This window comes from Campylobacter concisus, from assembly GCF_902460575.1.
Taxonomy (GTDB): domain Bacteria; phylum Campylobacterota; class Campylobacteria; order Campylobacterales; family Campylobacteraceae; genus Campylobacter_A; species Campylobacter_A concisus_AW.
Genome location: NZ_CABPUY010000001.1, coordinates 298,888 through 322,221, shown reverse-complemented (window position 1 = coordinate 322,221; position 23,334 = coordinate 298,888). Strand labels below are relative to the sequence as shown.

General features: G+C 40.8%; 22 protein-coding genes, 1 tRNA gene and 1 rRNA gene. 11 read left to right on the top strand and 13 right to left on the bottom strand.

The genetic code is table 11. The annotated features are described in order from the left end of the window. Nucleotides 1-37 precede the first annotated feature (37 nt). Both rrf and F3G76_RS01540 read left to right on the top strand, forming a co-directional pair. Nucleotides 38-156, top strand: a 5S ribosomal RNA gene (gene rrf, locus F3G76_RS01545). A 675-nt stretch (nucleotides 157-831) separates the two neighbouring features. Then, nucleotides 832-1,452, top strand: coding sequence for an SU10 major capsid protein (locus F3G76_RS01540; RefSeq protein ID WP_188116264.1), 621 nt, complete (start codon nucleotides 832-834; stop codon nucleotides 1,450-1,452). Between the two features lie 73 nt (nucleotides 1,453-1,525). On the opposite strand, the gene F3G76_RS01535 is transcribed toward F3G76_RS01540, so the two are convergent. Both F3G76_RS01535 and F3G76_RS01530 read right to left on the bottom strand, forming a co-directional pair. Next, a complete protein-coding gene (locus F3G76_RS01535; protein WP_149705727.1) occupies nucleotides 1,526-2,350 on the bottom strand; it encodes an adenylosuccinate lyase in 825 nt (274 codons plus the stop codon). A gap of 50 nt (nucleotides 2,351-2,400) precedes the next feature. After that, entirely contained in the window at nucleotides 2,401-2,586 is a 186-nt protein-coding gene (locus F3G76_RS01530; protein WP_103639540.1) for a hypothetical protein, read from the bottom strand. A gap of 109 nt (nucleotides 2,587-2,695) precedes the next feature. Here F3G76_RS01530 and F3G76_RS01525 point away from each other — a divergent pair. Then, nucleotides 2,696-2,772, top strand: a tRNA-Arg gene (locus tag F3G76_RS01525). Nucleotides 2,773-2,814: 42 nt separating this feature from the next. Here F3G76_RS01525 and truA read toward each other — a convergent pair. From truA to glmU, 7 genes are read right to left on the bottom strand one after another with little or no spacing between them, the layout of a single operon-like run. Continuing rightward, nucleotides 2,815-3,546: a tRNA pseudouridine(38-40) synthase TruA gene (gene truA / locus F3G76_RS01520; protein ID WP_103616939.1), complete on the bottom strand. Its 732-nt coding sequence runs from the start codon at nucleotides 3,544-3,546 to the stop codon at nucleotides 2,815-2,817. Then, nucleotides 3,546-4,574, bottom strand: a complete 1,029-nt coding sequence (locus F3G76_RS01515; protein WP_103616940.1) for an LptF/LptG family permease — start codon at nucleotides 4,572-4,574, stop codon at nucleotides 3,546-3,548. The genes truA and F3G76_RS01515 overlap by 1 nt, the downstream gene beginning before the upstream one ends. Continuing rightward, on the bottom strand, nucleotides 4,567-5,355 hold the full coding sequence (locus F3G76_RS01510; RefSeq protein ID WP_103633916.1) for a prepilin peptidase: 789 nt from the start codon (nucleotides 5,353-5,355) through the stop codon (nucleotides 4,567-4,569). The genes F3G76_RS01515 and F3G76_RS01510 overlap by 8 nt, the downstream gene beginning before the upstream one ends. Nucleotides 5,356-5,362: 7 nt before the next feature. Further along, nucleotides 5,363-6,034, bottom strand: a complete 672-nt coding sequence (gene uppS, locus F3G76_RS01505; RefSeq protein ID WP_103633917.1) for a polyprenyl diphosphate synthase — start codon at nucleotides 6,032-6,034, stop codon at nucleotides 5,363-5,365. A gap of 3 nt (nucleotides 6,035-6,037) precedes the next feature. Further along, nucleotides 6,038-6,724, bottom strand: a complete 687-nt coding sequence (locus F3G76_RS01500; RefSeq protein ID WP_149705726.1) for a hypothetical protein — start codon at nucleotides 6,722-6,724, stop codon at nucleotides 6,038-6,040. Further along, entirely contained in the window at nucleotides 6,721-7,893 is a 1,173-nt protein-coding gene (coaBC, locus tag F3G76_RS01495; RefSeq protein ID WP_149705995.1) for a bifunctional phosphopantothenoylcysteine decarboxylase/phosphopantothenate--cysteine ligase CoaBC, read from the bottom strand. The genes F3G76_RS01500 and coaBC overlap by 4 nt, the downstream gene beginning before the upstream one ends. After that, the gene (gene glmU, locus F3G76_RS01490; RefSeq protein WP_149705725.1) at nucleotides 7,880-9,190 is read right to left on the bottom strand and encodes a bifunctional UDP-N-acetylglucosamine diphosphorylase/glucosamine-1-phosphate N-acetyltransferase GlmU; all 1,311 of its coding nucleotides are present in this window, start codon (nucleotides 9,188-9,190) and stop codon (nucleotides 7,880-7,882) included. The genes coaBC and glmU overlap by 14 nt, the downstream gene beginning before the upstream one ends. 136 nt (nucleotides 9,191-9,326) lie before the next feature. Here glmU and F3G76_RS01485 point away from each other — a divergent pair, with 136 nt between their 5' ends. Genes F3G76_RS01485 through F3G76_RS01450 form a run of 8 tightly spaced genes read left to right on the top strand, consistent with a single transcriptional unit; the run spans nucleotide 9,327 to nucleotide 18,727 of the window. Beyond that, a complete protein-coding gene (locus F3G76_RS01485; protein ID WP_004318159.1) occupies nucleotides 9,327-10,094 on the top strand; it encodes a motility protein A in 768 nt (255 codons plus the stop codon). Next, nucleotides 10,094-10,873 carry a flagellar motor protein MotB gene (locus F3G76_RS01480; RefSeq protein ID WP_107965562.1) on the top strand — a complete coding sequence of 260 codons (780 nt, stop codon included), beginning with the start codon at nucleotides 10,094-10,096 and terminating at the stop codon, nucleotides 10,871-10,873. Before F3G76_RS01485 ends, F3G76_RS01480 begins: the two co-directional genes overlap by 1 nt. Nucleotides 10,874-10,875: 2 nt before the next feature. Further along, a complete protein-coding gene (gene fliP / locus F3G76_RS01475) occupies nucleotides 10,876-11,607 on the top strand; it encodes a flagellar type III secretion system pore protein FliP (RefSeq protein WP_149705724.1) in 732 nt (243 codons plus the stop codon). Continuing rightward, nucleotides 11,607-12,872 carry a TolC family protein gene (locus F3G76_RS01470; protein ID WP_103647973.1) on the top strand — a complete coding sequence of 422 codons (1,266 nt, stop codon included), beginning with the start codon at nucleotides 11,607-11,609 and terminating at the stop codon, nucleotides 12,870-12,872. The genes fliP and F3G76_RS01470 overlap by 1 nt, the downstream gene beginning before the upstream one ends. After that, complete coding sequence (locus tag F3G76_RS01465) at nucleotides 12,869-13,612, top strand: efflux RND transporter periplasmic adaptor subunit (RefSeq protein ID WP_149705723.1); 744 nt, start codon at nucleotides 12,869-12,871, stop codon at nucleotides 13,610-13,612. Before F3G76_RS01470 ends, F3G76_RS01465 begins: the two co-directional genes overlap by 4 nt. After that, on the top strand, nucleotides 13,609-16,635 hold the full coding sequence (locus tag F3G76_RS01460) for an efflux RND transporter permease subunit (protein WP_149705722.1): 3,027 nt from the start codon (nucleotides 13,609-13,611) through the stop codon (nucleotides 16,633-16,635). The genes F3G76_RS01465 and F3G76_RS01460 overlap by 4 nt, the downstream gene beginning before the upstream one ends. After that, on the top strand, nucleotides 16,632-17,867 hold the full coding sequence (locus F3G76_RS01455) for a TolC family protein (protein WP_149705721.1): 1,236 nt from the start codon (nucleotides 16,632-16,634) through the stop codon (nucleotides 17,865-17,867). Before F3G76_RS01460 ends, F3G76_RS01455 begins: the two co-directional genes overlap by 4 nt. Then, complete coding sequence (locus F3G76_RS01450; RefSeq protein WP_149705720.1) at nucleotides 17,864-18,727, top strand: EamA family transporter; 864 nt, start codon at nucleotides 17,864-17,866, stop codon at nucleotides 18,725-18,727. The genes F3G76_RS01455 and F3G76_RS01450 overlap by 4 nt, the downstream gene beginning before the upstream one ends. A 29-nt stretch (nucleotides 18,728-18,756) precedes the next feature. Here the strand turns inward: F3G76_RS01450 and F3G76_RS01445 are convergent, their stop codons facing one another. The 4 genes from F3G76_RS01445 to ispG are packed head-to-tail and all read right to left on the bottom strand — an operon-like array spanning nucleotide 18,757 to nucleotide 22,906. Beyond that, nucleotides 18,757-19,128 carry a hypothetical protein gene (locus F3G76_RS01445; protein WP_103598080.1) on the bottom strand — a complete coding sequence of 124 codons (372 nt, stop codon included), beginning with the start codon at nucleotides 19,126-19,128 and terminating at the stop codon, nucleotides 18,757-18,759. Between the two features lie 52 nt (nucleotides 19,129-19,180). Beyond that, nucleotides 19,181-20,428, bottom strand: coding sequence for a ComEC/Rec2 family competence protein (locus F3G76_RS01440; RefSeq protein WP_149705719.1), 1,248 nt, complete (start codon nucleotides 20,426-20,428; stop codon nucleotides 19,181-19,183). Nucleotides 20,429-20,430: 2 nt separating this feature from the next. Then, nucleotides 20,431-21,843 (bottom strand): replicative DNA helicase, encoded by a 1,413-nt coding sequence (locus tag F3G76_RS01435; RefSeq protein WP_107829419.1) that lies wholly within the window; start codon nucleotides 21,841-21,843, stop codon nucleotides 20,431-20,433. A 4-nt stretch (nucleotides 21,844-21,847) separates the two neighbouring features. Beyond that, entirely contained in the window at nucleotides 21,848-22,906 is a 1,059-nt protein-coding gene (gene ispG, locus F3G76_RS01430; protein WP_103645169.1) for a flavodoxin-dependent (E)-4-hydroxy-3-methylbut-2-enyl-diphosphate synthase, read from the bottom strand. Between the last annotated feature and the right edge of the window lie 428 nt (nucleotides 22,907-23,334).

Genomic DNA, 23,334 nt, shown 5'->3' with positions numbered 1-23,334 from the left:
ATAAGAGATTTAGCTATTATATCTTTTATTTAACACTGCCCGTGACTATACAGACGAGGAAACGCCTTGCTCCATCTCGAACCAAGAAGCTAAGCTCGTCCTGGCTGATGATACTCTCCCTTACTGGGATGTTGGAAAAGTAGGTCGTTGCGGGCTTTGTTGTTTGTCTGCTTTAACTATTACATTGTTTGATTCTGTTTTTATTAGTGTTACTTTCTACTTAAGTATAAAATATTGGTTTTTTTTAATTAGGTTTTATTGATTAAATGTAGTAAATTTTTTAAATGCTTTAGACTGAATTTAACTTAATGATAATATTAATATGATCCTTTGCTTGAAAAGCAAAGAACAAAACCAAAGATCGAGCTACAATTACTTAGGCTAAAAAAGACGTATATTTAATTATTTGCCTTAAATTAAAGTTCTCTAACATATACTAAAATTTGATATAAAAAGTTTTTTAGAATTCTAATAATATTTTTATTTTTTAAAATAGCTATGAAGTTTGAAAGTACAAAATTTAAGCTGCTTGATGCAATAGACACAAGTAGTGACAAGGTAGGCTTAGTTAAGAAAGTCTTATTAAACAAAGACATAAGCGACGAAGTAAAAGCTAAAGCAGTAAATAGGCTAACTAAAAATAAAATTAGTCAAGCAACTAAAAATAGCTATATATCTACTAAAAACTCTAAAAATAATTAAAAGCCCTATCTTTAGGGCTTACTCTTTTTTCAAAGCAAACAAAAAATTTTTTATTTTCTCAAAATTGGGTAGATTTGACACAGCTACAAATGATAAATTGCCATTAAATTGCATAAAAGGAGCAAAGAAATGGCAATAACTACAACTGGGTTTCAAGCCCCAGCAACAAAACGTGAAGGCTTAAAGCCCTCAGTCTATGAAAACATAATCTTAATAGGTGCTGACGAGACGCCTATACTTAAACTTATTGGCACTTCAAGTGTTAAAGGTATAGAGCACTCCTCTCTAACTGACAGCTTAGCTGCCCCAAAGAAAAATGCACAGCTAGAGATTTCTGACTTTGACGATCAGATCAAATCAAGCGTACAAAAGACTTCAAATGCGGTGCAAATTTTCACTTCAAACGTTAGCGTTTCAAGAAGTACGCAAGCAGTGGCTACTTACGGCGGTAAAGAGCTAGAGCGTGAGACAGCTAAAAGAGCAAAAGAGCATAAGCTAGATATGGAGTATGCTATCTTTGGTCTAGGCAGTGATGCTGATGTTAAAAAGAGCGTGTTTAAAGCGCCGAGCGTTAGAACGGATGCAACAGCTGGCGAAATGGCAGGCTTATTTTACTTCTTGGCTAAAGGTGCAGGGTCGTATACTGCTAAAGATGCTAAAAGAGAAATATATAATATAATTGTTGTGAAGCTAAACGAAGATATTTTTAAAATAACAGCAAAAAAATTAGAAATAAAAAGAATTTTATAATGATGCAGCAATTTCTAGCAAAATAGCAAAACTATTATTTCATGATATATAGGTTTATATATGCATTAAACTACTAGCCTACCTTTATAAAATTCTCTTGGTTTTTAAAAAACGGTTTTAGTGCCTCGTAGGCTGTTTGTATTTTTTTAAATTTAGCGTTATACTCGTTTTTGATGCTTTCACTCTTGTTTGAGTGTCTGTCTGGGTGGTAAATTTTAGCAAGGGCTAGGTAGCTATCTCTTACAGTTTCGAAGCTGTCGCTATTTGAGCAGCCTAAAATTTCAAAATTTTCTTCTAGTAAATTTGCCAAAGCACTGAAGCAACTTTTAAATTTGGCCGAGTTTTGGACCTTGTAGTTTCTTTTGAACTCTTTAAATTTGACTTCATTGTAGTTAAAATTTACTATAAATTTTAGATGTTCGCGTCTTGAAATAATCTCTTCGATCAAGCCAAAGTCACTTTCTTTTTTTATCTTTAGGCTAAATTTATGATTTTTATCGTCAAATTTAGACTCATTGCCTTTGAAATTTTGCAAAATGTAGCTAGCAAAAGCTCTTGGAGTATTGTTTAGCGTAAAGATCATCTCATAGTTAAGAAAGTCGATGTCGATATTGTAGATGTTTATTAGGGCGTTTCTTTGCACTAAAGATAGTTTTATGGTTTTGTATTTTGCAAAGGTCACGTCAAGCTCATTGCCCTGTTTTTCGTAGAGTTTTTTTATAAATTTTAAGAAGCATTTTCGCTGCGGGATCTCGCTCTCTTCGTAAAAAGAGATGATCTTGTCTTTGTTTGCTAGGGTTTTTGTGAAATTTTTACTTATCAGCGCGCGAAGCTCACAAAAAAGAGCGTCGCTATCGGTTAAAATGCTTAAAGATTCTAAAGTTTGGGTTATATTCATGGGTTTCTCCATTCAAAATATCCCCATTTAAAGCAACTAGCGTTCCAAAGTCAAATTTTCCTGATATTGCTATCTTTTGTATATGCCAAAAACTCATCTCTTAGCTTTTGTTCTTTGTGTAAGATCGCCTCCTCTTTTGTATGAGAAATGGCTTCTTTTTGAGGCTTTTTTGCCACGCCTTGCTCTTTTGCAAGCTCTTTTTTGATCTCTTTTAGACTATCGAAAAAATCGTTCATTTTTGCTCCTTTTGCACAAAGGATTTTACTAAAAAGGTTATAAATTTAAAATGAATACAATCTCTTTTTAAGGAAAGTTTGGTTAATATCACAACTTAATTTTTCATGTGCGCTCGTAGCTCAGCTGGATAGAGCATTTGATTGCGGTTCAAAAGGTCAGAGATTCGAATTCTCTCGGGCGCACCATCCTTTTTCTCCCCAAATTTTATTTTCAGACCACTTTTGAGATTAGTTAAATTTATAAAAAACTCTATTTAGATATAGCCCTTCAGCTGGTGCTGGTATGCGAGTTAGAGCAGGACGTCCGTTTAGCGAAGCTTTGATGAGATCGCTGCCATCTTTTTGCTTTAGTGCTTTTAACAAATTTGCAACCATGAGCCGCACCTGGCCGCGTAAAAAACCATTTGCCTTAAAAACGATGATAGTTTGCCCTTTGCGTACGTAGCAAAACGCTTTGTAAATTTCTCTCACTGGGCTTTTTGTGTCGCTTCCGGTTTTCATATATGCGCTAAAATCATGCTCACCGATAAAATTACGCAAAATTTCATTTGCTTTTTTGATATCAAATTTAGGCAAAAATACCTTGTAGTTTGAGCTAAAAACATCAAATTTGCCGTGATCTATCACATATCTATAAGACCTTGCGACCGCGTCATATCTTGCTTGAAAGCTATCATCCACCAAATTTATGCGTTTTATGTGAATGCTTGGGTGTGCGTGACGGTTTATAAGATCTTTTAGGCGATTTAAATCTTTAAAGTGATCACCGCAAACAACGCTTGAGCTTTGGTTATTTGCATGCACGCTTTTATCGGTGCGCGAGCTAGAGATCACTCTTTCAAAAATGCCAACATGAGCTAGGGCGCGCGTAAGTTCATCCTCTACGCCGTTTTCATGTGGCTGGGTCTGTGAGCCTTGAAATTTCGAGCCATCGTAGCTGTAGATTAGCTGAATTTTCATTAGTATCTTCGTGTGATCTTGGCTCTATAAAGCAAGACGCCAGCTAGTAAAAATACGAAAAATATGAGCGGTATCGCAAGCGCTGGCTTTGACGAAAAGAGCATTATGAGCGTAAAATAGCCAAACAAAACGCCAAAAGTGCCAACATAGACCATGCCCTTTTCATATCTATATGTGACGATGCCAAGGCTGATCGCAAAGAGCGTGCTAGCAAGCGGGAAGAGGGCCACTAGGACGTAGGTGCTAAGGTCTTTTCGGCGCTTATCGCTGCTAGCTGCATCCATCCAGTACTCTTTGATGCTGCCAACGTCGCTTATCTCCTCGCTTTGGGCGGTTCTTATCTTCATTGATTTGAAGTTGCTTTGGTGATAAATTTCATCTCTGATGTCATACATTTTGCCCTCGTTTAAAGAGAGCTCTACACTTTGACCCACGTTTATGATCTTTGCGTTTTTGGCGGTTATTAGGCGCTGTGAGTCTTTGACAAAGGGGTTAAACATCACGATATCTTTGTAGGTTGTGCCATTTTTGTCTTCGCTTTCACTGCCCACATAGACCATCCAGTCGGAGAATTTTTGTCCAAACTGGGTTGGCTTTAAATTTAGCTTAGCAACCGTCTTTTTATAGTCGATGAAATTTGCATTTAGCTGGGCGGCTATTGGTATCATGACGATGGCAACTACCAGCAAGGCAGCGCTTAAAAGGGCTGAAAAAGCTAAGAAAAATCTTGCGATCTTATTTGGCGAGCCACCAAGTGTGAAGATAACGATACTTTCATTTTCTTTTGATAGCCGAAAAAGCGTCATCGCAAGTGAGACGAAAAACGCGATAGGCACGACAAAGAGCAGCACTCGTGGGAGCATAAATGAGTAGAGTTTAAAGAGCTCGCCAAAGCTGATCTCGATGTATGAAGTGATACGCGCGATCTGGATGAAAAAGACGATCGACATGATCAAAAAAAGCGTACTAAATAGCGATGCGAACGTGCCTAAAAAGTTAAACAAAAGATATTTATTTACTCTACTCATAAATGAACCTTAAAATTTCTAAAATTTGCCCGTCAAAAGCGTAGGTGACAAGCAGTCCTAGGCTTAAAAATGGCACAAAGGCTAGCTCATAGCCCTTTTTGCGAACGAGCGCATAGACTGGGAGCGTAAGAAGTGCCGCCAGATAGATCGCCACAAGGGCTAGCTTGGCTGGCAAAATGGCTCCGATGATCGCTGCGATAAATATGTCAGCACTTCCCATGGCTTCTTTTTTCATCGCATAGCTCACGACAAATCTCAGCGCCCAAAATATAAAACCAAAGATGATTAAATTTAAAATTTGAGCAAAATTTCCTTTAAAGATAAAAAGCAGCAAGGCATAGGCAAATGCAAAAAATAGCGCCGCAAAAAGAAGCGCATCTGGCACTGCTTTATACCTTATGTCTATGACGCTAAGGGCTAGTAGCATGATAAAGCAAAGTCCTAAAAATAGCGAATAAAGCAAGGTTTCTACGCTTAAAATTTCGCCGCACTCTTTAAAAAAACAGATCAGAAAAAGTAGCCCAGAGGCTAGCTCAACCAGCGGATAGACAAAGCTTATCTTTTGCTTGCAAAAGGCGCATTTGCCGCCTAAAAATAGCCATGAAAAAAGCGGGATATTGTGATAAAAATTTAGCTTGTGAGAGCATTTTGGGCAGTGTGAGGCTGGGAAATTTATGCTTTCATTTCGTGGCAAGCGGTATATCAGCACATTTGAAAATGACCCCACACAGATGCCAAAAACAAAAGCAAAAACAGCAAAAAACAAAACCAAAATATCCATTAACTCACTAAACCCCGCCAAATCTTCGCTCTATATCTTTAAATTTAGCTACGATGCTTGCAAGCTCATCCTTGCCAAAGTCTGGCCAAAGTGTCGGCGTGAAAAATAGCTCCGCATAGCTTGCCTGCCAGAGCATGAAATTTGAAAGCCTGCTCTCTCCGCCAGTTCTAATGAGAAGATCCACTGGCTCACTCTCGTCAAGTGCCGCATTTAGGCTCGCTTCATTTATCTCGCAGCCTTTTAAATTTAGTTTTCGCACAGCTCTTATGATCTCATCTTTTGAGCCGTAGTTTATAGCTAAATTTAAAAGCAAATTTGTATTTTCTCTTGTCGCACTTTTGGTGATCTCTATCTCATTTTTCAACTCATTACTAAATGGCGAGATGTCGCCGATCGTGTTAAATTTGATCCCATTTTTTATAAAATCATCACGCTTTAAAAGAAGAAATTTCTTAAGCAAATTCATCAAAAAATCAACCTCTTTTTGCGGTCTTTTCCAGTTTTCGGTGCTAAATGCGTAAAGGCTTAAAATTTTCACCCCATTATCGATACAAAATTCGCACATATCGCTCACCACATTTGCCCCAGCCTCGTGCCCATTTGTCCGCAAAAATCCACGCTTTTTCGCCCAGCGCCCGTTGCCGTCCATGATGATAGCGAGGTGGTTAAGTTTGTTCAATATCTAGCCTTTAAAGTCAATTATCTGCTCTTTTTTGCTCCAAAGAGCGCTTACGTTTTGCACCATAACTGCGGCGCTGAATTCGCTTTTTAGCAAGCTCGCGACGTTGCTAAATGGAGTTGCGATCTCACACAAAATTTCATCTTTAAATTTAAAAATAAGCGGCGCAAAATTTGAAAAAACAAGAAAAACTCTCATCTCATTTTTCTCTTTTTTAAGCTGGAAAATGCCGTTTGTACCGCTATACGCAAATGGTATATGCACGACATTTTCTTGTAGGGCAAAGAGCATTTTTGCCAGCACTCTCATCTCATCTTTTGTTTTAACTTCGCTTAAGTTTTTAAATAAATAGCTGTAAAGCCACGATAAATTCTCATTTTTTACCAAATTTTCTATCAAATTTAGCCCATCAGCCAAAACGTCCTCATCTAAAATTTTTGGCTTTTCGTATAAATTTTTTATGACGATGTTTTCGCCCTGACTATGCACCTCGCCCCAGTATCTAGAGCCTACGTTTAGCTCTTTTACGCTTTTTGTGTTTAAATTTCTATTTGCGAAATTTAAGATGTATCTGTTAAAGCCGACCTTTTGGCTCACCAAAATGCTAAGCGGCAAGGACGAATTTATCGCTACTAGCGGAGTTTGGCTGTTATTTGCTATCTTTTGGACGCGTGAGATCTGCTCTATCATAAATTTGCTGCTAGCTCCACGATGCGCCCTGCGATCTCGTCTTTTGAGGCAAGCGGTAGTAAAATCTCATCATCTTTTGTGATGAAATTTACCTCGTTTTGCTCGCTTGAAAAGCCGTTTTTCTCACCCAATATATTTAGGCAAACTGCGTCAAGCCCTTTTTTCTCTAACATCGATCTAGCGCTTTTAAGAGCGTTTTCGCTTGAAATTTCAAGCTTAAAGCCGATCTTTTTACATTTAAACTCTTTTAAGCTTTGCAAAATATCGACATTTCTCTTTAGGCTTAAATTTAAGCTCTCTCCAACGTCCTCTTTTTTCATCTTGCCATCTATCTTTGTCGGTACAAAATCACTCACTGCAGCGCACATTACAAGTAAATTTGCCCCCTCGCACTCACTCTTGCAAAGCTCTAAAAGCTCGCTACTTGAGCTAAATTTAAGGCTAAGAAACGGCTCATTTGCAGTTTCAAAGCTGGCAAGCAGTTTTACCTCTGCACCTGCGTAGTAAAAGGCTCTAGCCAAGGCTCTTGCCATCTTTCCGCTTGAGAAATTTGTAATGGCTCTAACATCATCTATCTTTTCAGTAGTTGCGCCGCCCGTGATCACCACTTTTTTGCCTGCAAAAAGTGGCCTGCTAAGCCTTTTAATGGCAGCTTCTACTATCACTTCAGGGCTTGCTAAAGCGCCCTTACCAACGTCGCCACAAGCTAGAGTTTTAAGCACTGGTTCAACCACTAAAGCGCCGTTTTTCTTTAAAATTTCAAGCGAATTTTGCGTCGCGAAGTGCTCGATCATGTTGTTATTTGCAGCTGGGGCTACGACCAAAGGCACATGCGAGGCGGCGATTAGCGTTTGCATAAAGACATTGTCGCAGATGCCAGCTGTTAGCTTATTTATCGTATTTACCGAGGCTGGTGCGATGAGGACTATATCCATTTTAGAGTAGGCTATGTGATTTACGCCGTCTTGCCAGTTTTGCGTTTGTGAGCTTAAAATTTTATGCTCGCTTAGTGCTTCAAAGCCGCTTACACTGCAAAATTCAAGCGCTCCGTCACTTAAAGCTACATAAACATCAGCACCTTGCTTTTTAAGCAGCGATAAAATTTCGTAAGCTTTATAAAAGGCGATACTGCCGCAAACGGCTAGTAAAATTTTCTTATTTTTTAACATCGTCTTTGCCAAAGAATTTCTCAAAAAAGCCGCTTTTGTTCTCTTGGCGACCTCTGCTGATCGCTAATGCACCGCTCTCAACGTCTTTTGTGATGGTGCTGCCAGCTGCAATGATGACGTTATCAGCGATATTTACAGGGGCAACTAGCTGCGTATCTGAGCCAACAAAGACGTTTTTGCCGATCTTGGTTTTGTATTTTGCTTTGCCGTCGTAGTTGCATGTGATCGTGCCACAACCGATGTTTGTGCCACTTTCTATCTCGCAGTCACCAAGGTAGCTTAAGTGTCCAGCTTTTACGCCGCTAAGAACACCTTTTTTAACCTCGACGAAATTTCCTATGTGCGTGTCAGAAATTTCAGAATTTGGCCTTATATGAGCTAATGGGCCGATGTCTGAGTTTTTGATGACGCTGCTTTCGATCACCGATGAGCTTTTAATGATGCTCTCGGTGATAACGCACTCGCCAAGGATACTTACATTTTCTTCTAGCACACACTCGCCTTCAAATTTAGCCCTGCTGTCTATGAAAATGCTCTCAGGCATACGCATCAAAACGCCAGCTTTCATCAAATTTTGTTTGATCTCATCTTGCATGATTTTTTCTGCAACGCTAAGCTGAAATTTATCATTTATGCCCATGAAATTTTGTTCATTAACATTTACTGCAACGCACTTTAAGCCCTTTTCGTTTGCTATTTTTATGGCGTCAGTTAGGTAGTACTCTTTTTGCGCGTTTTGGTTGCTTATGAGCGGTAAAATTTGCTCTAGCGCCTCGCGTTTAAAGCAGTAGCAGCCAGCATTTACGCTCTTTATGGCAAGCTGCGCTTCGCTCGCATCTTTTTGCTCGACGATGGCCTCAACTTTGCCGTTTTTTATGATAACTCTGCCGTAGCCAAAAGGATTTACCGCTTCAAATGAGCTCATAACCACGTCTGCTTCGGCATTTGCTAGACGCATAAGATCAGTTGATCTAACAAGTGGCATGTCGCCGCAAGTGACAAGCACCTTTTCACCGCTTAAATTTACGCCTTTTATTGCGCCAGCAGTGCCTGGGAAATTTGCTAGATCTTGCTCGAAAATTTTAGTTTGAGGGAAAATTTCTTTTATCTTTTTGCTAATTAACTCTTTTTCGTAGTGAAGCACGACGCTAACGTCATTTGTGATCGCATAAGCTTGCTTTAATATGTGGATGATCATTGGCTCGCCGCATAGCTCAAATAGGACTTTTGGGCGTTTTGATTTCATCCTGGTACCAAGACCAGCAGCTAGGATTATGATTGAAGTATTATTGTTCATTTTTAAGCCTTTTAACGTTAAAAATTTCGCAGATTGTAGCAAAAAATGGCAAACATTTTTTTTAATTTAACGATTGTTTCAACAAAAAGCTAATAAAATAGCAATTCTTAAGAATTTATAAATAAAGCGAGTTTAAATGGATTTAGGAACCGTCGTCGGCTGGGTTTTGACCCTGGTGCTTTTGTTTGGATCAATGGCGATAGGCGTTGGTATAGGACCATACATCGATATCCCTTCTGTGATGATCGTTTTTGGTGGTACTATCGGCGTTATGATGGTTGGCTTCAAGATGGAGACGCTTAAAGGTGTTGGTAAATTTTATGGTGTCGCTGTTAAGCCATCAGTCGTTGTAAATTTACCTGAGACTATAAAAAAAGTAGTTGATTACTCAACCAAAGCTAGGCGAGATGGCATCTTAGCACTTGAGAGCGAGGTAAATAACGAATCAAATCAGTTTTTAAAAAAGGGCCTTTCAATGGCGGTCGATGGCAATGAGCCAGATGCGATCAGAGCGCTTTTAGAGATCGATATCGATCAGACTAGCACAAGGCATGCAAATAACATCAAAATTTTCGAGCAAGTTGGCGGTTTTGCTGGTGCGATGGGTATGATCGGTACGCTTATCGGTCTTGTTGCGATGCTTCTAAATATGTCAGACCCTAGTGCGATCGGTCCATCTATGGCGGTTGCTTTGCTTACGACACTTTATGGTGCGATGATAGGTAACATCATCGGCTCACCTGTTGCAAATATCCTCTCGATCCGCGATGCTGATGAGGCGCTTGAGAAGCAAGTCATTTTAGAGGGTATCATGGCGATACAAGCAGGGGACAACCCAAGAACGCTTGAGGCTAAGCTCTTAGCATTTTTACCTCCAAAAGATAGAAAAAGTCAGTTTGAATAATGGGTAAGTTAATAAAACCAGAAGAGTGCCCAAAGTGCATGCCTGAGTGGCTGGCTGCCTTTGGCGACCTTATGTCGCTCTTGCTTTGCTTCTTTGTTTTGCTTCTCTCTATGGCGACGATGGATGCTAAAAAGATGGAGGCTGCTGTTGGCTCGCTAGCTGGTGCGCTAAGCGTGCTAGAGGGTGGTGCAAGACCAGATAGTCAGGTAGAAAAAGAGACAGATCCTGAAAGCAGACGCAATCCAAAGCCAAAAGCTCAAAAAGGCGCTCAAAACGAGGTCACTTCGACTGTTAAAAAAATAAATGAGCTACTAACGGCTAGTGGGGCACCTGAGATCACTATGGAGGAGAGCGAGGATGGCTTTATCGTTAGGCTTCCAGCTGCGATGCTCTTTGACAAAGATAGTGCTGAAATTTCTGGCGAGGATGCGAAGCTCTTTTTAAAGCGAATAGGCATGATCATAGCCAAAATGCCAAATGAGGTAAAAACAGATATCATCGGATACACTGATAATACAAATCCAAGTAAAGACTCTATATATAAAAATAACTGGCAGCTCTCTACTGCAAGGGCGCTAAGTGTGCTTGAAGAGCTAGTTAGCGATGGCGTACCACAAGAGAGGCTTATCACTTCTGGCAGAGCCTCTTTTGATCCGATCGCTAGCAACAGCACAGACGAGGGCAGAGCTAAAAACAATAGGGTGGAAATTCACTTTGTTTCGCTCGAGCCAAAAAATAAAGAGGCTACTAAGAAAAGTATCCTTGATACGAGGAATTAGTCGTGAAAGCACTGCTTAGTTTAGCGGTTTTGTTTTGTGTAGTTTTTGGTGCTGATCCTGCGCTACCAACTATAAATTTAAGCCTAAATTCACCGCAAAATGCCGAGCAGCTTATAAATTCTCTAAATGTTTTACTAATCCTCACCGCTCTTGCACTCGCTCCTTCGCTCATCTTTATGATGACTAGCTTTTTGCGCCTTGTCATTGTCTTTTCATTTTTGCGTCAAGCGATGGGCACGCAGCAGGTGCCACCTTCAACGGTGCTTATCTCGCTTGCAATGGTGCTTACATTTTTTATCATGGAGCCAGTCGGGCAAAGAAGCTACGATGAGGGCATAAAGCCTTATATAGCCGAGCAGATAGGCTATGAGGAGATGCTTGATAAGAGTTTAAAGCCGTTTAAAGAATTTATGGTTAAAAACACTAGAGAAAAGGATCTTGCGCTATTTTTTAGGATAAGAAATTTGCAAAATCCAGCAAATATCGAGGAAATCCCGCTAAGCATCGCGATGTCAGCTTTTATGATAAGCGAACTAAAGACATCTTTTGAGATAGCCTTTTTACTTTATCTGCCATTTCTTGTCATCGACATGGTTGTAAGCTCCGTTTTGATGGCGATGGGTATGATGATGCTCCCTCCTGTCATGATCTCGCTGCCATTTAAACTACTCATCTTCGTGCTAGTTGATGGCTGGAATTTGCTAATAGGAAATTTAGTAAAGAGCTTTCACTGATGAAGAAAATTTTATTAGCACTTTTGCCTTTGGCACTGCTTGGATCAAATTTGAGCGAGATAGCGAACAAAGCCACTCAAAACGAAATTTCAAAGATCAAAGAGCTTGAGCTAAAAAGAGCAAATTTAAATAGTGAGGCTACCACTAGTGCCTATTTGCCAAGCCTTAGTTTAGAGGGCTCATACGGCAAAAACGCAAGCACCTTTCCAAGCATAGTCGCTAAAGAGTCAGCTGGAGTGCTAGCTAGGATTGATTTTCTACTATACGACGGCGGGGCGAGAGAGGCTAGGTTAAAGATGAACCAGCTTTTAAAAAATAAAGCCGCCATCGCAAGTGATGAAGCTAAAAATTACCTTGCATTTAAGGCTGTAAATTTATACTTTAATGCCTGCGCGCTTGAAAATATAATAGCTGCCAAAAAGGCTCAGGCAAATTTCTTAAAAGGCGTTTTAGATAAGCTTGAAAAGGCAAATAAAGCAGGGCTTGCCGCAAAAGATGAGCTAGAAAATGTGCGGGCAAAATACCACTTGGCAAACAGCACGCAGCTTGAGTATAAAAACAAAATGGAGCAAATTTTAAATGAGATAAATTTGCTAACAGGTGAGCAAATCGTGCCTATGAGCGGGGCAAAAATGGCCGAGACTGGCTCAAATTTAGCTTCAAAAAACGCCGAGCTTGATAGGCTAAATCAAGATATTTTTATAAGCGAAGCTAGGCTTAGCGAGACAAGAGCTGGCTTTTTGCCTCAAATCATGCTCTATGACACCTATGGATTTTACAAAAACAACTACGACATCGACCTTGGCAAGTATAACGCTTATCGCCCATATCTTGATAAATATCTAAAAGAGGATACGCACGGCAATAAATTTGGCGTTAGCTTTAGGTGGAAAATTTTTGACTTTTTTGCCACTAGTAAGATGAGCCAAGCTAGCAAGATCGCGCTTGATGAAGCGAGGCTAAATTTAGAGTATAAAAAGCGTGAAAACGAGACAAAACTTAAAAATTTACAAAACGAGATCGCAACTCTTAGCTCAAAGATCGCCTCGCTAAATGAGTATGTAAAGGCGAGTGATCTAGCACTTAGAGCAAGCTATGAGAAGTATAACTCTGGGCTTTTAGGATATAGCGACCTGCTTGAGGCGCTCTCACAAAAATTTGACGCCATTAGCCTTTTTGAAGGGGCGAAAGACGAGCTAGAGATAAAAAAGGCGGAGTATTTTTTTGAGAGCGGGGAGAGTATTTTAGAGAGGATTAGGGATTGAAAAAACTGATAATTTTAATAATATTTTGCATTTTTTCATTTGCAGGGGAGGAGATTTTTGCTGATTTTGAAGTCTATGCCAAGCAAAGCTCAAAGCTTGCATTTGAGAGCAGTGGCAAGGTAGATAAAATTTTTGTAGATGTCTCAAGCCACGTTAAAAAGGGCGACGTTTTAGCTAGCCTTGATCAAACAAGCCTTGAGATCGCTTTAAAAAAGGCAAAAAACGACCTAGCACTTGCCAAAAATGCCAAAGAATTTGCTAAAAGCACTTTTAATAAATTTAGCCAAGTAAAGGATGTCACTTCAAAGCAAGAATTTGATGAGGTAAAGTATAAATTTGACGAGGCAGCTCTTAGGGTAGAGAGTGCCCAGATAGCCATTTTAAATGCGCAGGACCATCTTAAAAAGGCCGTTTTAAAAGCTCCTTTTGATGGCGTCATAGCTAGTAAAAATGTCGAGCTTGGCGAGAGTGCTTCGCCGCTTCAGCCAGCCTTTATCTTAAACTCCGAAGAGGTTAAAATTTTAATAGCGATCGACGAAAAATACGCAAATTTAGTAAAAATAGGCGACATGTTTAAATTTAAGCTTGACGCCATGAGCGAAGAAAAAGAGCTAAAAATCGCACTAATTTACCCAGAAATTAAGCGAGAGACTAGAAAATTTTACGCCGAAGCTTACGATGTTGGGCTAAAACCAGGCATGTTTGGTCAAGGAAAAGTGATAATCGGCGAAAATAAATGATAAAAACAGCTATAAACCGCCCCATAACTACGCTTATGATATTCTTAAGCCTCGTTGTCTTTGGCATCTACTCGCTAAAGACGATGAATGTAAATTTATACCCGCAAGTAAATATCCCTATAGTAAAGATCACGACATACGCAAATGGTGATATGAACTATATAAAAACCAAGATCACGCAAAAGATCGAGGACGAGGTCTCAAGCATCGAGGGGATAAAAAAGCTTTACTCAACTAGCTTTGACAACCTAAGCGTGGTCAGCATAGAATTTGAGCTAAACAAAGACCTAGAGGGCGCTACAAATGACGTCCGCGACAAGATGCAAAAGGCGAGGATAGGCGCAAACTACGAGATAGAAAAGCTAAATGGCCTCTCTTCAGCCGTTTTTAGCCTCTTTATCACAAGGCTTGATGGCAATGAAACCAAGCTCATGCAAGATATCGACGACGTGGCAAAGCCATTTTTGGAGCGCATAAGCGGCGTTTCGAAGGTCAAGACTAATGGCTTTTTAGAGCCAGCGGTGAAAATTTTACTTGATAGATTTAAGCTTGATAAAAACGCCCTTAGCGCAAACGAAGTGGCAAATTTGATAAAGGTTGAAAATTTAAAAGCGCCACTTGGCAAGATAGAAAATGAGCAGATCCAAATGGCGATCAAGTCAAATTTCAGCGCCAAAAGCATAGATGAGATAAGAAATTTAACGATCAAGCAAGGGGTCTTTTTAAAAGATATCGCAAGTGTTGATCTCGCTTACAAAGACGCAAACGAAGCAGCGATAATGGATAAAAAAAGTGGTGTCTTGCTAGGTCTTGAGCTAGCTCCAGACGCAAACGCACTAACGGTTATCGCTCTAGCTAAGTCAAAGCTAGATCAGTTTAAAAGCCTGCTTGGTAGCGAATACGACGTAAAAATAGCCTACGATAAGAGCGAAGTGATACAAAAGCACATCGATCAAACCGCCTTTGATATGATCCTTGGCGTCTTGCTAACCATCGTGATCGTATATCTGTTTTTAAGAAATTTCTCGATCACCATTATCTCAGTCGTGGCGATACCAACTAGCATCGTGGCGACATTTTTCATCATAAATGCCCTAGGCTACGACATCAACCGCTTAAGCCTTATAGCGCTTACGCTTGGTATTGGAATTTTTATCGATGATGCGATAGTCGTCACTGAAAACATCGCTAGCCGACTAAAAGATGAGCCAAATGCCCTAAAGGCAAGCTTTGCAGGTATAAAAGAGATAGCATTTAGCGTCTTTGCGATCTCACTCGTGCTGCTTTGCGTCTTTGTGCCAATAGCCTTTATGAGCGGCATCGTTGGCAAGTACTTTAACTCATTTGCGATGAGCGTAGCAGCTGGCATCGTCATCTCGTTTTTTGTGAGTATATTTCTTGTGCCAACGCTTAGCGCTAGGTTTGTAAATGCCAAAGAAAGCGGCTTTTTTCTAAAGAGTGAGCCCTTTTTTGAGGCACTTGAAAATGGCTATGAGAAGCTTTTAGCCTTAGCGCTTAAATTTAAGCTCATATTTTTAGCTATAACGCTTGTGGTCGTTGTTTGCTCGTTTGGACTGGCTAAATTTGTAGGCGGTGACTTCATGCCAAGCGAGGATAACTCGGAGTTTAATATCTACTTTAAGCTTGATCCTTCGCTTAGCCTGCAAGCTAGCAAAGAGAGGCTAAAAGATAAAATTTCACTCATAAATGCCGATCCTCAGGTCGCTTACGCCTACTTCATCCTTGGCTACACAGACGCCAAGCAGCCTTATCTTGTAAAAGCTTACGTTAGGCTAAAGGAGCTAAAAGATAGAGCTAATCACGAGCGGCAAAACGCCATCATGCAGAGGTTTCGTGACAAGCTAAAAAGTGATGATATGAGCGTCATTGTAGCTGATTTGCCAGTGGTTGAAGGCGGCGATGTGCAGCCAGTAAAGCTTACTATCACCTCTGAAAATGGCAAAGAGTTAGAGAAATTTGTGCCAAAGATCAGCAAAATGCTAAAAGAGATAAATGACGCAACAGATGTAAATTCGCCCGAAGAAGATCTGCTAAAGCGCGTGCAAATTTCTATCGATGAAGATAAAGCAAAAAGGCTAAATTTAGACAAAGCCAGCGTTGCAAGTGCCGTTTATAGCGCGTTTAGCCAGAACGAGGTCTCTGTTTTTGAAAACGAAAATGGCAAAGAGTATGAGCTTTACATGCGCCTTGATGATAAATTTAGAAGCGATACAAATGATATCTTAAAGACCAAGATAAGAAGCAATGAGGGCTTTTTCGTCACACTTGGCGATGTGGCGACGATTAGTTTTGAGCAAAAGCCAGCTAGTATTTCAAGGTTTAATAGAGCAGATGAGATCAAATTTCTAGCAAATACCAAAAACAACGCTCCGCTAAATAGCGTGGCAAATGAAATTTCAAAGAAGCTTGATGAAATTTTGCCTGCAAATTTCAAGTATAAATTTCTTGGATTTGTCGAGCTCATGGACGATACAAACGCTTCGTTTATCTTTACGGTGAGTGCGAGCGCGGTACTTATTTACATGGTGCTAGCGGCACTTTACGAGAGCTTTTTGCTGCCATTTCTCATCATGCTAGCCATGCCACTTGCCTTTTGTGGCGTCGTGATTGGCCTTTTTATAAGCGGCAATCCATTTAGTCTATTTGTCATGGTTGGCGTCATCTTGCTCTTTGGTATGGTCGGCAAAAACGCCATTTTGGTGGTTGATTTTGCAAACCACTTTGCAAATAGCGGTATGGAGGCAAACGAAGCTGTGAAAATGGCTGCTAAGAAGCGTCTAAGGGCTGTTTTGATGACCACTTTTGCCATGATATTTGCCATGCTGCCACTTGCTCTTAGCAGGGGTGCTGGCTATGAGGCCAACTCGCCTATGGCTATAAGCATCATCTTTGGGCTCATTAGCTCGACTTTGCTAAGCTTGCTTGTCGTGCCAGTGCTTTTTGCATGGGTCTATAATCTTGATAAATTTATAAGAAAATTTTATGAAAGGGAGAGAATTTGAAGAAGATTTTGGCGGTTTTGCTCTTTGCTTTGCCTCTTTGGGCTGGAAATTTACTAGAGATCATCGCTCTGGCGCAAAGTGCGAAGCTTGAGAGTTTGAAAGAATTTAATAAAAATGAATATATAAATAAAAATAAGAGCAACAAGCTAAATTTATCCCTTGATGGCAGATATACCTTTGTGCCTGACGAGCTAAAGGGCGGATATATGACAAAGGCTGGATCGATCACGGCAAAGGTCGAGTATCTCATCTTTGATGGCGGTGCTAGCGAGGCTTCGGATAAAATTTTAGACCACAAGGGCGTGGAGAAAATTTATAAAGATGAAGAGCTTATGAATCTCACTGCTTTTCAGGTCGCAAAGGTCTATTTTAACGCTGTTGCACTAAATTCTCTTATAAATTTAGAGACAAAATTTGTCGATAGCTTTGCAAAAGCAGCTAGCGAAAATGAATTTTGGTTTGAGTATGGTGAGATAGATAAGAGCGAATTTGATGCGATAAATTTCACTCTTAATAAAAAAAGAGCCGAGCTAGACGAGCTTGGGCTTAAGCTAGCCGAGCTAAACTCAAGGATAAATTTACTCTCAAACGGCGAGATCGGCTTTAATGCTGGCTCAAAGATAGTGATGCCTGATTTTAGCAAGGATGATCTAAGCGCCAAGCTTGGGGCGATGGAGCAAGAAAAATATATAAAAGAGCAAGAAAATGAGAAACAAAAGAGCAAATTTGCTCCAAAAATTTACCTAAAAGATACGCAAAGTGTGAATAATAACAGCTTTAAAAAAGGCGAGAGGACGACTTCGCAGATGGCTGAGGCATACGCTGATGCGAACAAGCCTAGAGTAGAGTTTGAGTGGAAGCTGCCAGATAGCCTAAGCCTCAGCAAGCAAAGCCAAACTAAGCGCATAGAGGAGCAAAAGGCCGCACTTGATCTAAGCGACGAAGAAAACAGGATAATGGCTAGGCTAAAAGATCTAAGAGGCGTGATAGAGGGCTTGAGTGCTAGGCTAAATTTAGACTCGCTAAAGCAAGATAGCCTTGATAGCGACTTTAATGACCTGCTAAATGGCTATCTTAACGGCAAGGTAAAATTTGAGCAGTTTTTGTTTGTAAGTGAGAAAAATTTTAGCGACAGGGCAAATTTCATCCTAAATGGCGATCTGCTCGAGCTAAACAAGCTTGAATACTTTTTTGAGTGCGCAAGAAATATAAATGAGGTGGTGATAGAATGAATAAACTGATCTTCGTGACCATTTTGTGGGCGTTTAGCTTTAGCTTGATAGGCGAGTTTTTAGCGGGCAAGGTCGATAGCTACCTAGCTGTTTTTGTGCGTGTGACGCTTGCAAGCCTAGTTTTTTTGCCATTTACGAAATTTCGCAGGGTAAATCCAAAGCTCGCCCTTGGCATAATGGCGATCGGAGCGGTGCAGATAGGGTTAATGTATCTTTGCTACTACAACTCGTTTTTGTATCTAAGCGTGCCAGAAGTCGCACTTTTTACCATTTTTACGCCATTTTATGTGACGCTCATATATGACGCATTTAGCTTTAAATTTAGGCCGCTTTATCTATTTAGCGTTGGCGTTGCGGTCTTTGGCGCGCTTGTCATAAAGTATGGCGCGATAAATGAGGGCGTGTTAAAGGGCTTTTTGCTGGTGCAAGGGGCAAATATATGCTTTGGAGCAGGGCAGAGTGCCTATAAAGCGCTTTTGGAGAAATTTGAAGTGGATCAAAAAAAGGTCTTTGGCTACTTTCACTTTGGGGCGTTTTTTGTCGCTGTCATAGCGCTCATAACCCTTGGCAATCCAGCCAAATTTCACGTTGATCTAACCCAAACTTTGGTGCTTTTGTGGCTTGGAGCGGTCGCTAGTGGGCTGGGGTACTTTATGTGGAACAAGGGGGCTTGCGAGGTCGATAGCGGCGTGCTTGCCATCATGAACAACGCCCTCATACCAGCGGCTATCATCGTAAATTTAGTTTTTTGGCAAAAGGACGCCAACCTAACAAGGCTCATTTTAGGCGCTGCGATAATGTATATCTCGCTACTAATTCACAATAAAATCATGAAATTTTACGGCGTAAAGGCCGCGTGAGGTTAAATTTAGGGTTAGATTTGAGCTATTTAAGCGCCTTGCATCTTTACAAGCTGGGCGTTTAGTTGCATTATCTGAGCAAAGATAGCTCCCTTTTTGGTCTGAAGCGAGGCGACCAGCTCTTTTGCGTATGGATTTTTGCTAGCACTTGCCTGTTTTATCGCATTATCGATCTCTTTTAGCTGTTTTTGCAGTTTTTCTAACTGCTTTTTTATGACATCGGCGCTACTCTCACTCTCATTATTTACCTCGCTAGCTAAATTTGAAGCGTCATGCAAAATAGTGCTTTTATCGATGTTTTGTGACTCTTCGCTCTTTAAATTTGCCTCATCAGCCTTTAAATTTAGCCCACTTTTAGGAGCACTTTTATTTAAATTTATAAAATTTGAGTTTATCTGCATCGCCTTGCCTTTAAATTTAAAAGCATATCGGCAAATTTAAGTAAAACTTTGACTACGAAAAATTTAGCAAGAAAAGTAAAAACACTACCACGCCAAAGAGTGGCGGAAGTAGGACTAGGGATTTAAATTTAACGCAAAAAAGTATGATGGCGTTATAGAGTAAAAAGATAAATGTGCTTATATGAAGGCTGCCAGAGCTTAGTCTAAAAGCTAGCATCTTGCTTAAAATTTCATCAAAAATACCGCCATATCCAAAGAGGTGAAGCAAAAAGCTTAGTGGATAAAATACGCCAAATATGTAGTTGATGGCTAGCACGCTAAGCTGCAAGAGGCTAATGAGCGGGAAAAAGTAAAGCACCGCAACCTCCATCGCAAAAAAGACATATAAATTTAAAAGTAACGAGTTTGCTAGCAGGCTAAATTTGGGCGCAAAGTATAAAAGATAGACGTAAATATAAAAGACGCCAAGGCATGAAAAATAAAATCCAACGCTAAAAAGAAGCTGCGGAAATAGGGCGATGCTAAATAAAATAACGCCAAAGAGCGTGTAGAAATTTAAGATCTTTATCTTTTTGCAGATCATGTAAAATCCAGCCACGCTCATCAAAAATGCCCGCAAAAAGCTTGCTATAAAGCCGATCATGTAAAAGTAAAAGCAAAGCACTAAAAATACGGCGATAGTAAAGTCAAAAATGTAAGAGCGATATGGCATATATCTTGCGTAAATGGGTTTAAAAACGAGCCTTAAAAGAAAAAAGCAAACTGCGCTTATGACGCCAAGGTGATAGCCACTGATGGCGATGAGGTGCGCCACGCCCCAGTTTGAGACGTCATCTCTTAGCTCGCCAAAGACATTTGTGCCAAGAAAAAGCGCTGAGAAAAGCTGCGAAAATTTAGCGTTTTCGTGCTGAGCGGAGATGAAATTTATGGCTCTTTGCCTTAAGCTCTCATCTCTTTTGATAACAGCTCTATCGTAGCTTGGCATGTAAAATGAGCCAGAAAGATAGTCCGTAAAGCTCACGTCTATTGGCTGAACACTAAGCGCCACTACGTCATAAAGGCTGATCTCATCTTTTTTAGAAGCGGTTGTGTAAAAGCTAAAATTTGAGGTGTCGATCCTTATTATCTGGCGTTTTTTGCCGTTTTTCTCTTTGGTGAAATTTACGCTTACTTTGCCTGTGATATCTTGCTCGCCAAGCTCCATAAATGCGCTGTATTCATGAAATTTAAGCGCTAAATTTAGGCCAAAAATAAATAGGCAAAGCAGGAGAAAATAAAATATACGCCTGCTTTTTGGCAAATTTACTCTTTAAATTCAGTTGATTGCACTGGTGTGGTGGCGATATCGCAAAAGCGCGAGTACTGCTTTTGAAAGAGCACGTCGATAGATCCCACTTCGCCGTTTCTGTTTTTGCCAACGATGATCTCGGCGTTTTCTTGAAGTTTATTAAAAACATGCTCGCTTTGATAAGGTTTGCCCTCGGCTGCTGCCTTGCTCTTTTTCTCGTTCTCCTCTTGCTCCAGATAGACCTCGTGTCTATATACAAAAAGGATGATGTCGGCGTCTTGCTCGATCGCGCCTGACTCTCTTAGGTCACTTAGCATAGGTCGCTTGTTCGCACGTGCTTCAAGGCCGCGGTTTAGCTGCGAAAGTGCGATGATAGGCATATCCAGCTCGCGCGCTAGAAGCTTTAAGCCACGAGAAATTTCAGCTATTTGTATGTGGCGGTCGGCGAAGTTGTTTGTACTCATCATAAGGCCGATGTAGTCGATGACGCATAGTGAAATTTCAGGATGAGCTGACTTTAGCTTGCGAAGCTGCGTCCTTACTTGGTGGATATTTACGTAGCCGCTATCATGTACAAAGAGCTTGGCGTGCGAAAATTCGCTGCATGCGTGGCTAAAGTGAGCGAGCTTCTCATCGTCTAGGCTCGCTGTCATTATCTCTTGAAGTGGGATCGAGGTTTTGTCTGCTAGCATCCTCATCATGATCTGCTCTGCTGGCATCTCAAGTGAGAAAAAGACGACACCAGCGCCACTTTTTAAAACGTGCCCCATGAAATTTAGACAAAGTGTCGTTTTACCCATGCCAGGGCGCGCTGCGATGATGATGAGGTCGCCATTTTTAAAGCCTTTTATCATCTCATTTAGCTTTTTAAAGCCGGTGTTTAGTCCGATGATATCGCGCTCGTTTAGGGCAGCTTGCTTTTGCATGTGTACGATCAAGCTTTTTATGATATCTTCGCTATCTCTGATGCTGCCAGTGCCGCTGCCATCGACAAGAGAGTAAAATTCCTGACTTAACTCATCGACCATATCGCGGCTAGCTTTGTCTTCATTTACCTTGCTTGGGATGTCGTGAGCGATCTTGACTAGACTTCGTTTGATCGACTTTTCTTTAAGTTCGTTTGCGTATCTTTGGATGTCGATGATCGAGTTTGTGGCCAAAATGCTCGCCATGACGTTGTCATCGTAGTTTTCACCAAGCTTGTTTTTGATAAATGTCGATGCGATAGGCACGTCGCCGTTTAGACAATCAACCATCGCTTTGTAAATTTGAGCGTGAGCCTTTAGGTAAAAGTCCCCAGCCTTGATCGTGTCAAAAATTTCGCCCAAAGCGTCGTTGTTTGCGATGATAGAGCTTAGTATGGCTCGCTCCATATCAAGGTCGTAAAGGTTGCTAAATTCTATCTCGTTAAGTCTCTCTTTTGCCACTGCTTTATCCTCTGCTCTTTATCTCGTCGTCGATCTCTTGTAAAAATCTATCCACAAGCTCGCTCTCAGGCAGTCTAGCAACCACTTCGCCGTGTCGCATGATCATGCCATTACCTTTACCAAATGCTATGGCGACGTCCGCACCTTTTGCCTCGCCGATAGCATTTACCACACAGCCCATCACTGAGACGTTTAGTGGCTCTTTTATCCCTTTTGTCTTTTCTTCTACGAGCTTTACTGCTGCCATGAGATCAGCTTGCAAACGCCCACAAGTTGGGCATGAGATGATGTTTAGCCCCTCTTTTTGGCGGCCGCTATCTTTTAAGATCGCCTTTGCGACTTTGATCTCCTCTTCAAGCTCGCCTGTGATGCTAACTCTCATCGTATCGCCTATGCCCTCAAGTAGTAACCCGCCAAGTGCGATCGCGGACTTGATAGTCGCGTGAAATGTCGTACCTGCCTCTGTTACGCCTAGATGAAATGGGTAGTTTGTCTTTGGACGAAGCGCTCTATAAGCTTGCATGGTGCGCTCAACGTCGCTTGATTTAAGTGAAATTTTAATGTCTGTAAAGTCAAAATCCTCAAGAAGCTTGATGTTGTATAAGGCACTCTCCACCATAGCCTCCACCGTGCGGCCGTAGCGGTCCTCAAACTGCTTTTCAAGCGAGCCAGAATTTACGCCTATGCGGATAGGCAGATTTCGCTGTTTGCAGGCATCAACGACTGCTTTTATGTTCTTAGCGGAGCCTATGTTGCCTGGATTTATGCGGATAGCATCGACAAATTCGCTAACGATGAGTGCGTAGGTGTGGTTAAAATGTATGTCTGCAACGACTGGGATGGGTGAGCTGGCGACGATCTGCTTTAGCGCGCTGGCGTCCTCTTTGTCAAAAACTGCGCAGCGCACGATGTCACAGCCTGCAAAGTATAGCCTTTGTATCTGCTCAAGCGTGCCTTTTACGTCCTTTGTCTTTGAAAATGTCATCGACTGCACGGAGATCGGTGCGTCACCGCCTATTAAAACATCGCGAATTTTTATCTGTTTTGTCGGGTATCGTTGCAAAATTTTGCCTTTAAATTTTATTGGGGATTATAAGAAAAAATGGCTTTTAAAAGGCTTGAAAAATTAATAAAGTTTTTAAATACAGGCAGTTTGCAATTTAAGCTCCTACATCGTAAATGCAAATTTAAAATTCCATTCACTTTTAAGAATTGACTACTAAAATTTGGCTTTGCTTACCGCTTTGCTCAAATTTTAGAGCCGAAATTAGTCGTTCATGAAATTTTAAAATTTATTTGACCCTTATTTGGTTGATAAATAAAATTAGTCTTAATTTTTAATCACATGCAGTGCTTTAGCACTGAAGCATGTACTTCTAACGTCGTCGGGGTTGGGGGGGATTGTTAATGGGGAAGGGAGCTTCTTTGCTTCGCGAGCTTGCAACTGCAAGCAGACCGTAATTCAAGCCTCTTCCCCCCCCCTTTTTTTTT

Coding starts and splice junctions, on each gene's coding strand:
- F3G76_RS01540 (WP_188116264.1), top strand. CDS start 832: ATGGCAATAACTACAACTGGGTTTCAAGCCCCAGCAACAAAACGTGAA.
- F3G76_RS01535 (WP_149705727.1), bottom strand. CDS start 2,350: ATGAATATAACCCAAACTTTAGAATCTTTAAGCATTTTAACCGATAGC.
- F3G76_RS01530 (WP_103639540.1), bottom strand. CDS start 2,586: ATGAACGATTTTTTCGATAGTCTAAAAGAGATCAAAAAAGAGCTTGCA.
- truA (WP_103616939.1), bottom strand. CDS start 3,546: ATGAAAATTCAGCTAATCTACAGCTACGATGGCTCGAAATTTCAAGGC.
- F3G76_RS01515 (WP_103616940.1), bottom strand. CDS start 4,574: ATGAGTAGAGTAAATAAATATCTTTTGTTTAACTTTTTAGGCACGTTC.
- F3G76_RS01510 (WP_103633916.1), bottom strand. CDS start 5,355: ATGGATATTTTGGTTTTGTTTTTTGCTGTTTTTGCTTTTGTTTTTGGC.
- F3G76_RS01500 (WP_149705726.1), bottom strand. CDS start 6,724: ATGATAGAGCAGATCTCACGCGTCCAAAAGATAGCAAATAACAGCCAA.
- coaBC (WP_149705995.1), bottom strand. CDS start 7,893: ATGTTAAAAAATAAGAAAATTTTACTAGCCGTTTGCGGCAGTATCGCC.
- glmU (WP_149705725.1), bottom strand. CDS start 9,190: ATGAACAATAATACTTCAATCATAATCCTAGCTGCTGGTCTTGGTACC.
- F3G76_RS01485 (WP_004318159.1), top strand. CDS start 9,327: ATGGATTTAGGAACCGTCGTCGGCTGGGTTTTGACCCTGGTGCTTTTG.
- F3G76_RS01480 (WP_107965562.1), top strand. CDS start 10,094: ATGGGTAAGTTAATAAAACCAGAAGAGTGCCCAAAGTGCATGCCTGAG.
- F3G76_RS01470 (WP_103647973.1), top strand. CDS start 11,607: ATGAAGAAAATTTTATTAGCACTTTTGCCTTTGGCACTGCTTGGATCA.
- F3G76_RS01460 (WP_149705722.1), top strand. CDS start 13,609: ATGATAAAAACAGCTATAAACCGCCCCATAACTACGCTTATGATATTC.
- F3G76_RS01450 (WP_149705720.1), top strand. CDS start 17,864: ATGAATAAACTGATCTTCGTGACCATTTTGTGGGCGTTTAGCTTTAGC.
- F3G76_RS01445 (WP_103598080.1), bottom strand. CDS start 19,128: ATGCAGATAAACTCAAATTTTATAAATTTAAATAAAAGTGCTCCTAAA.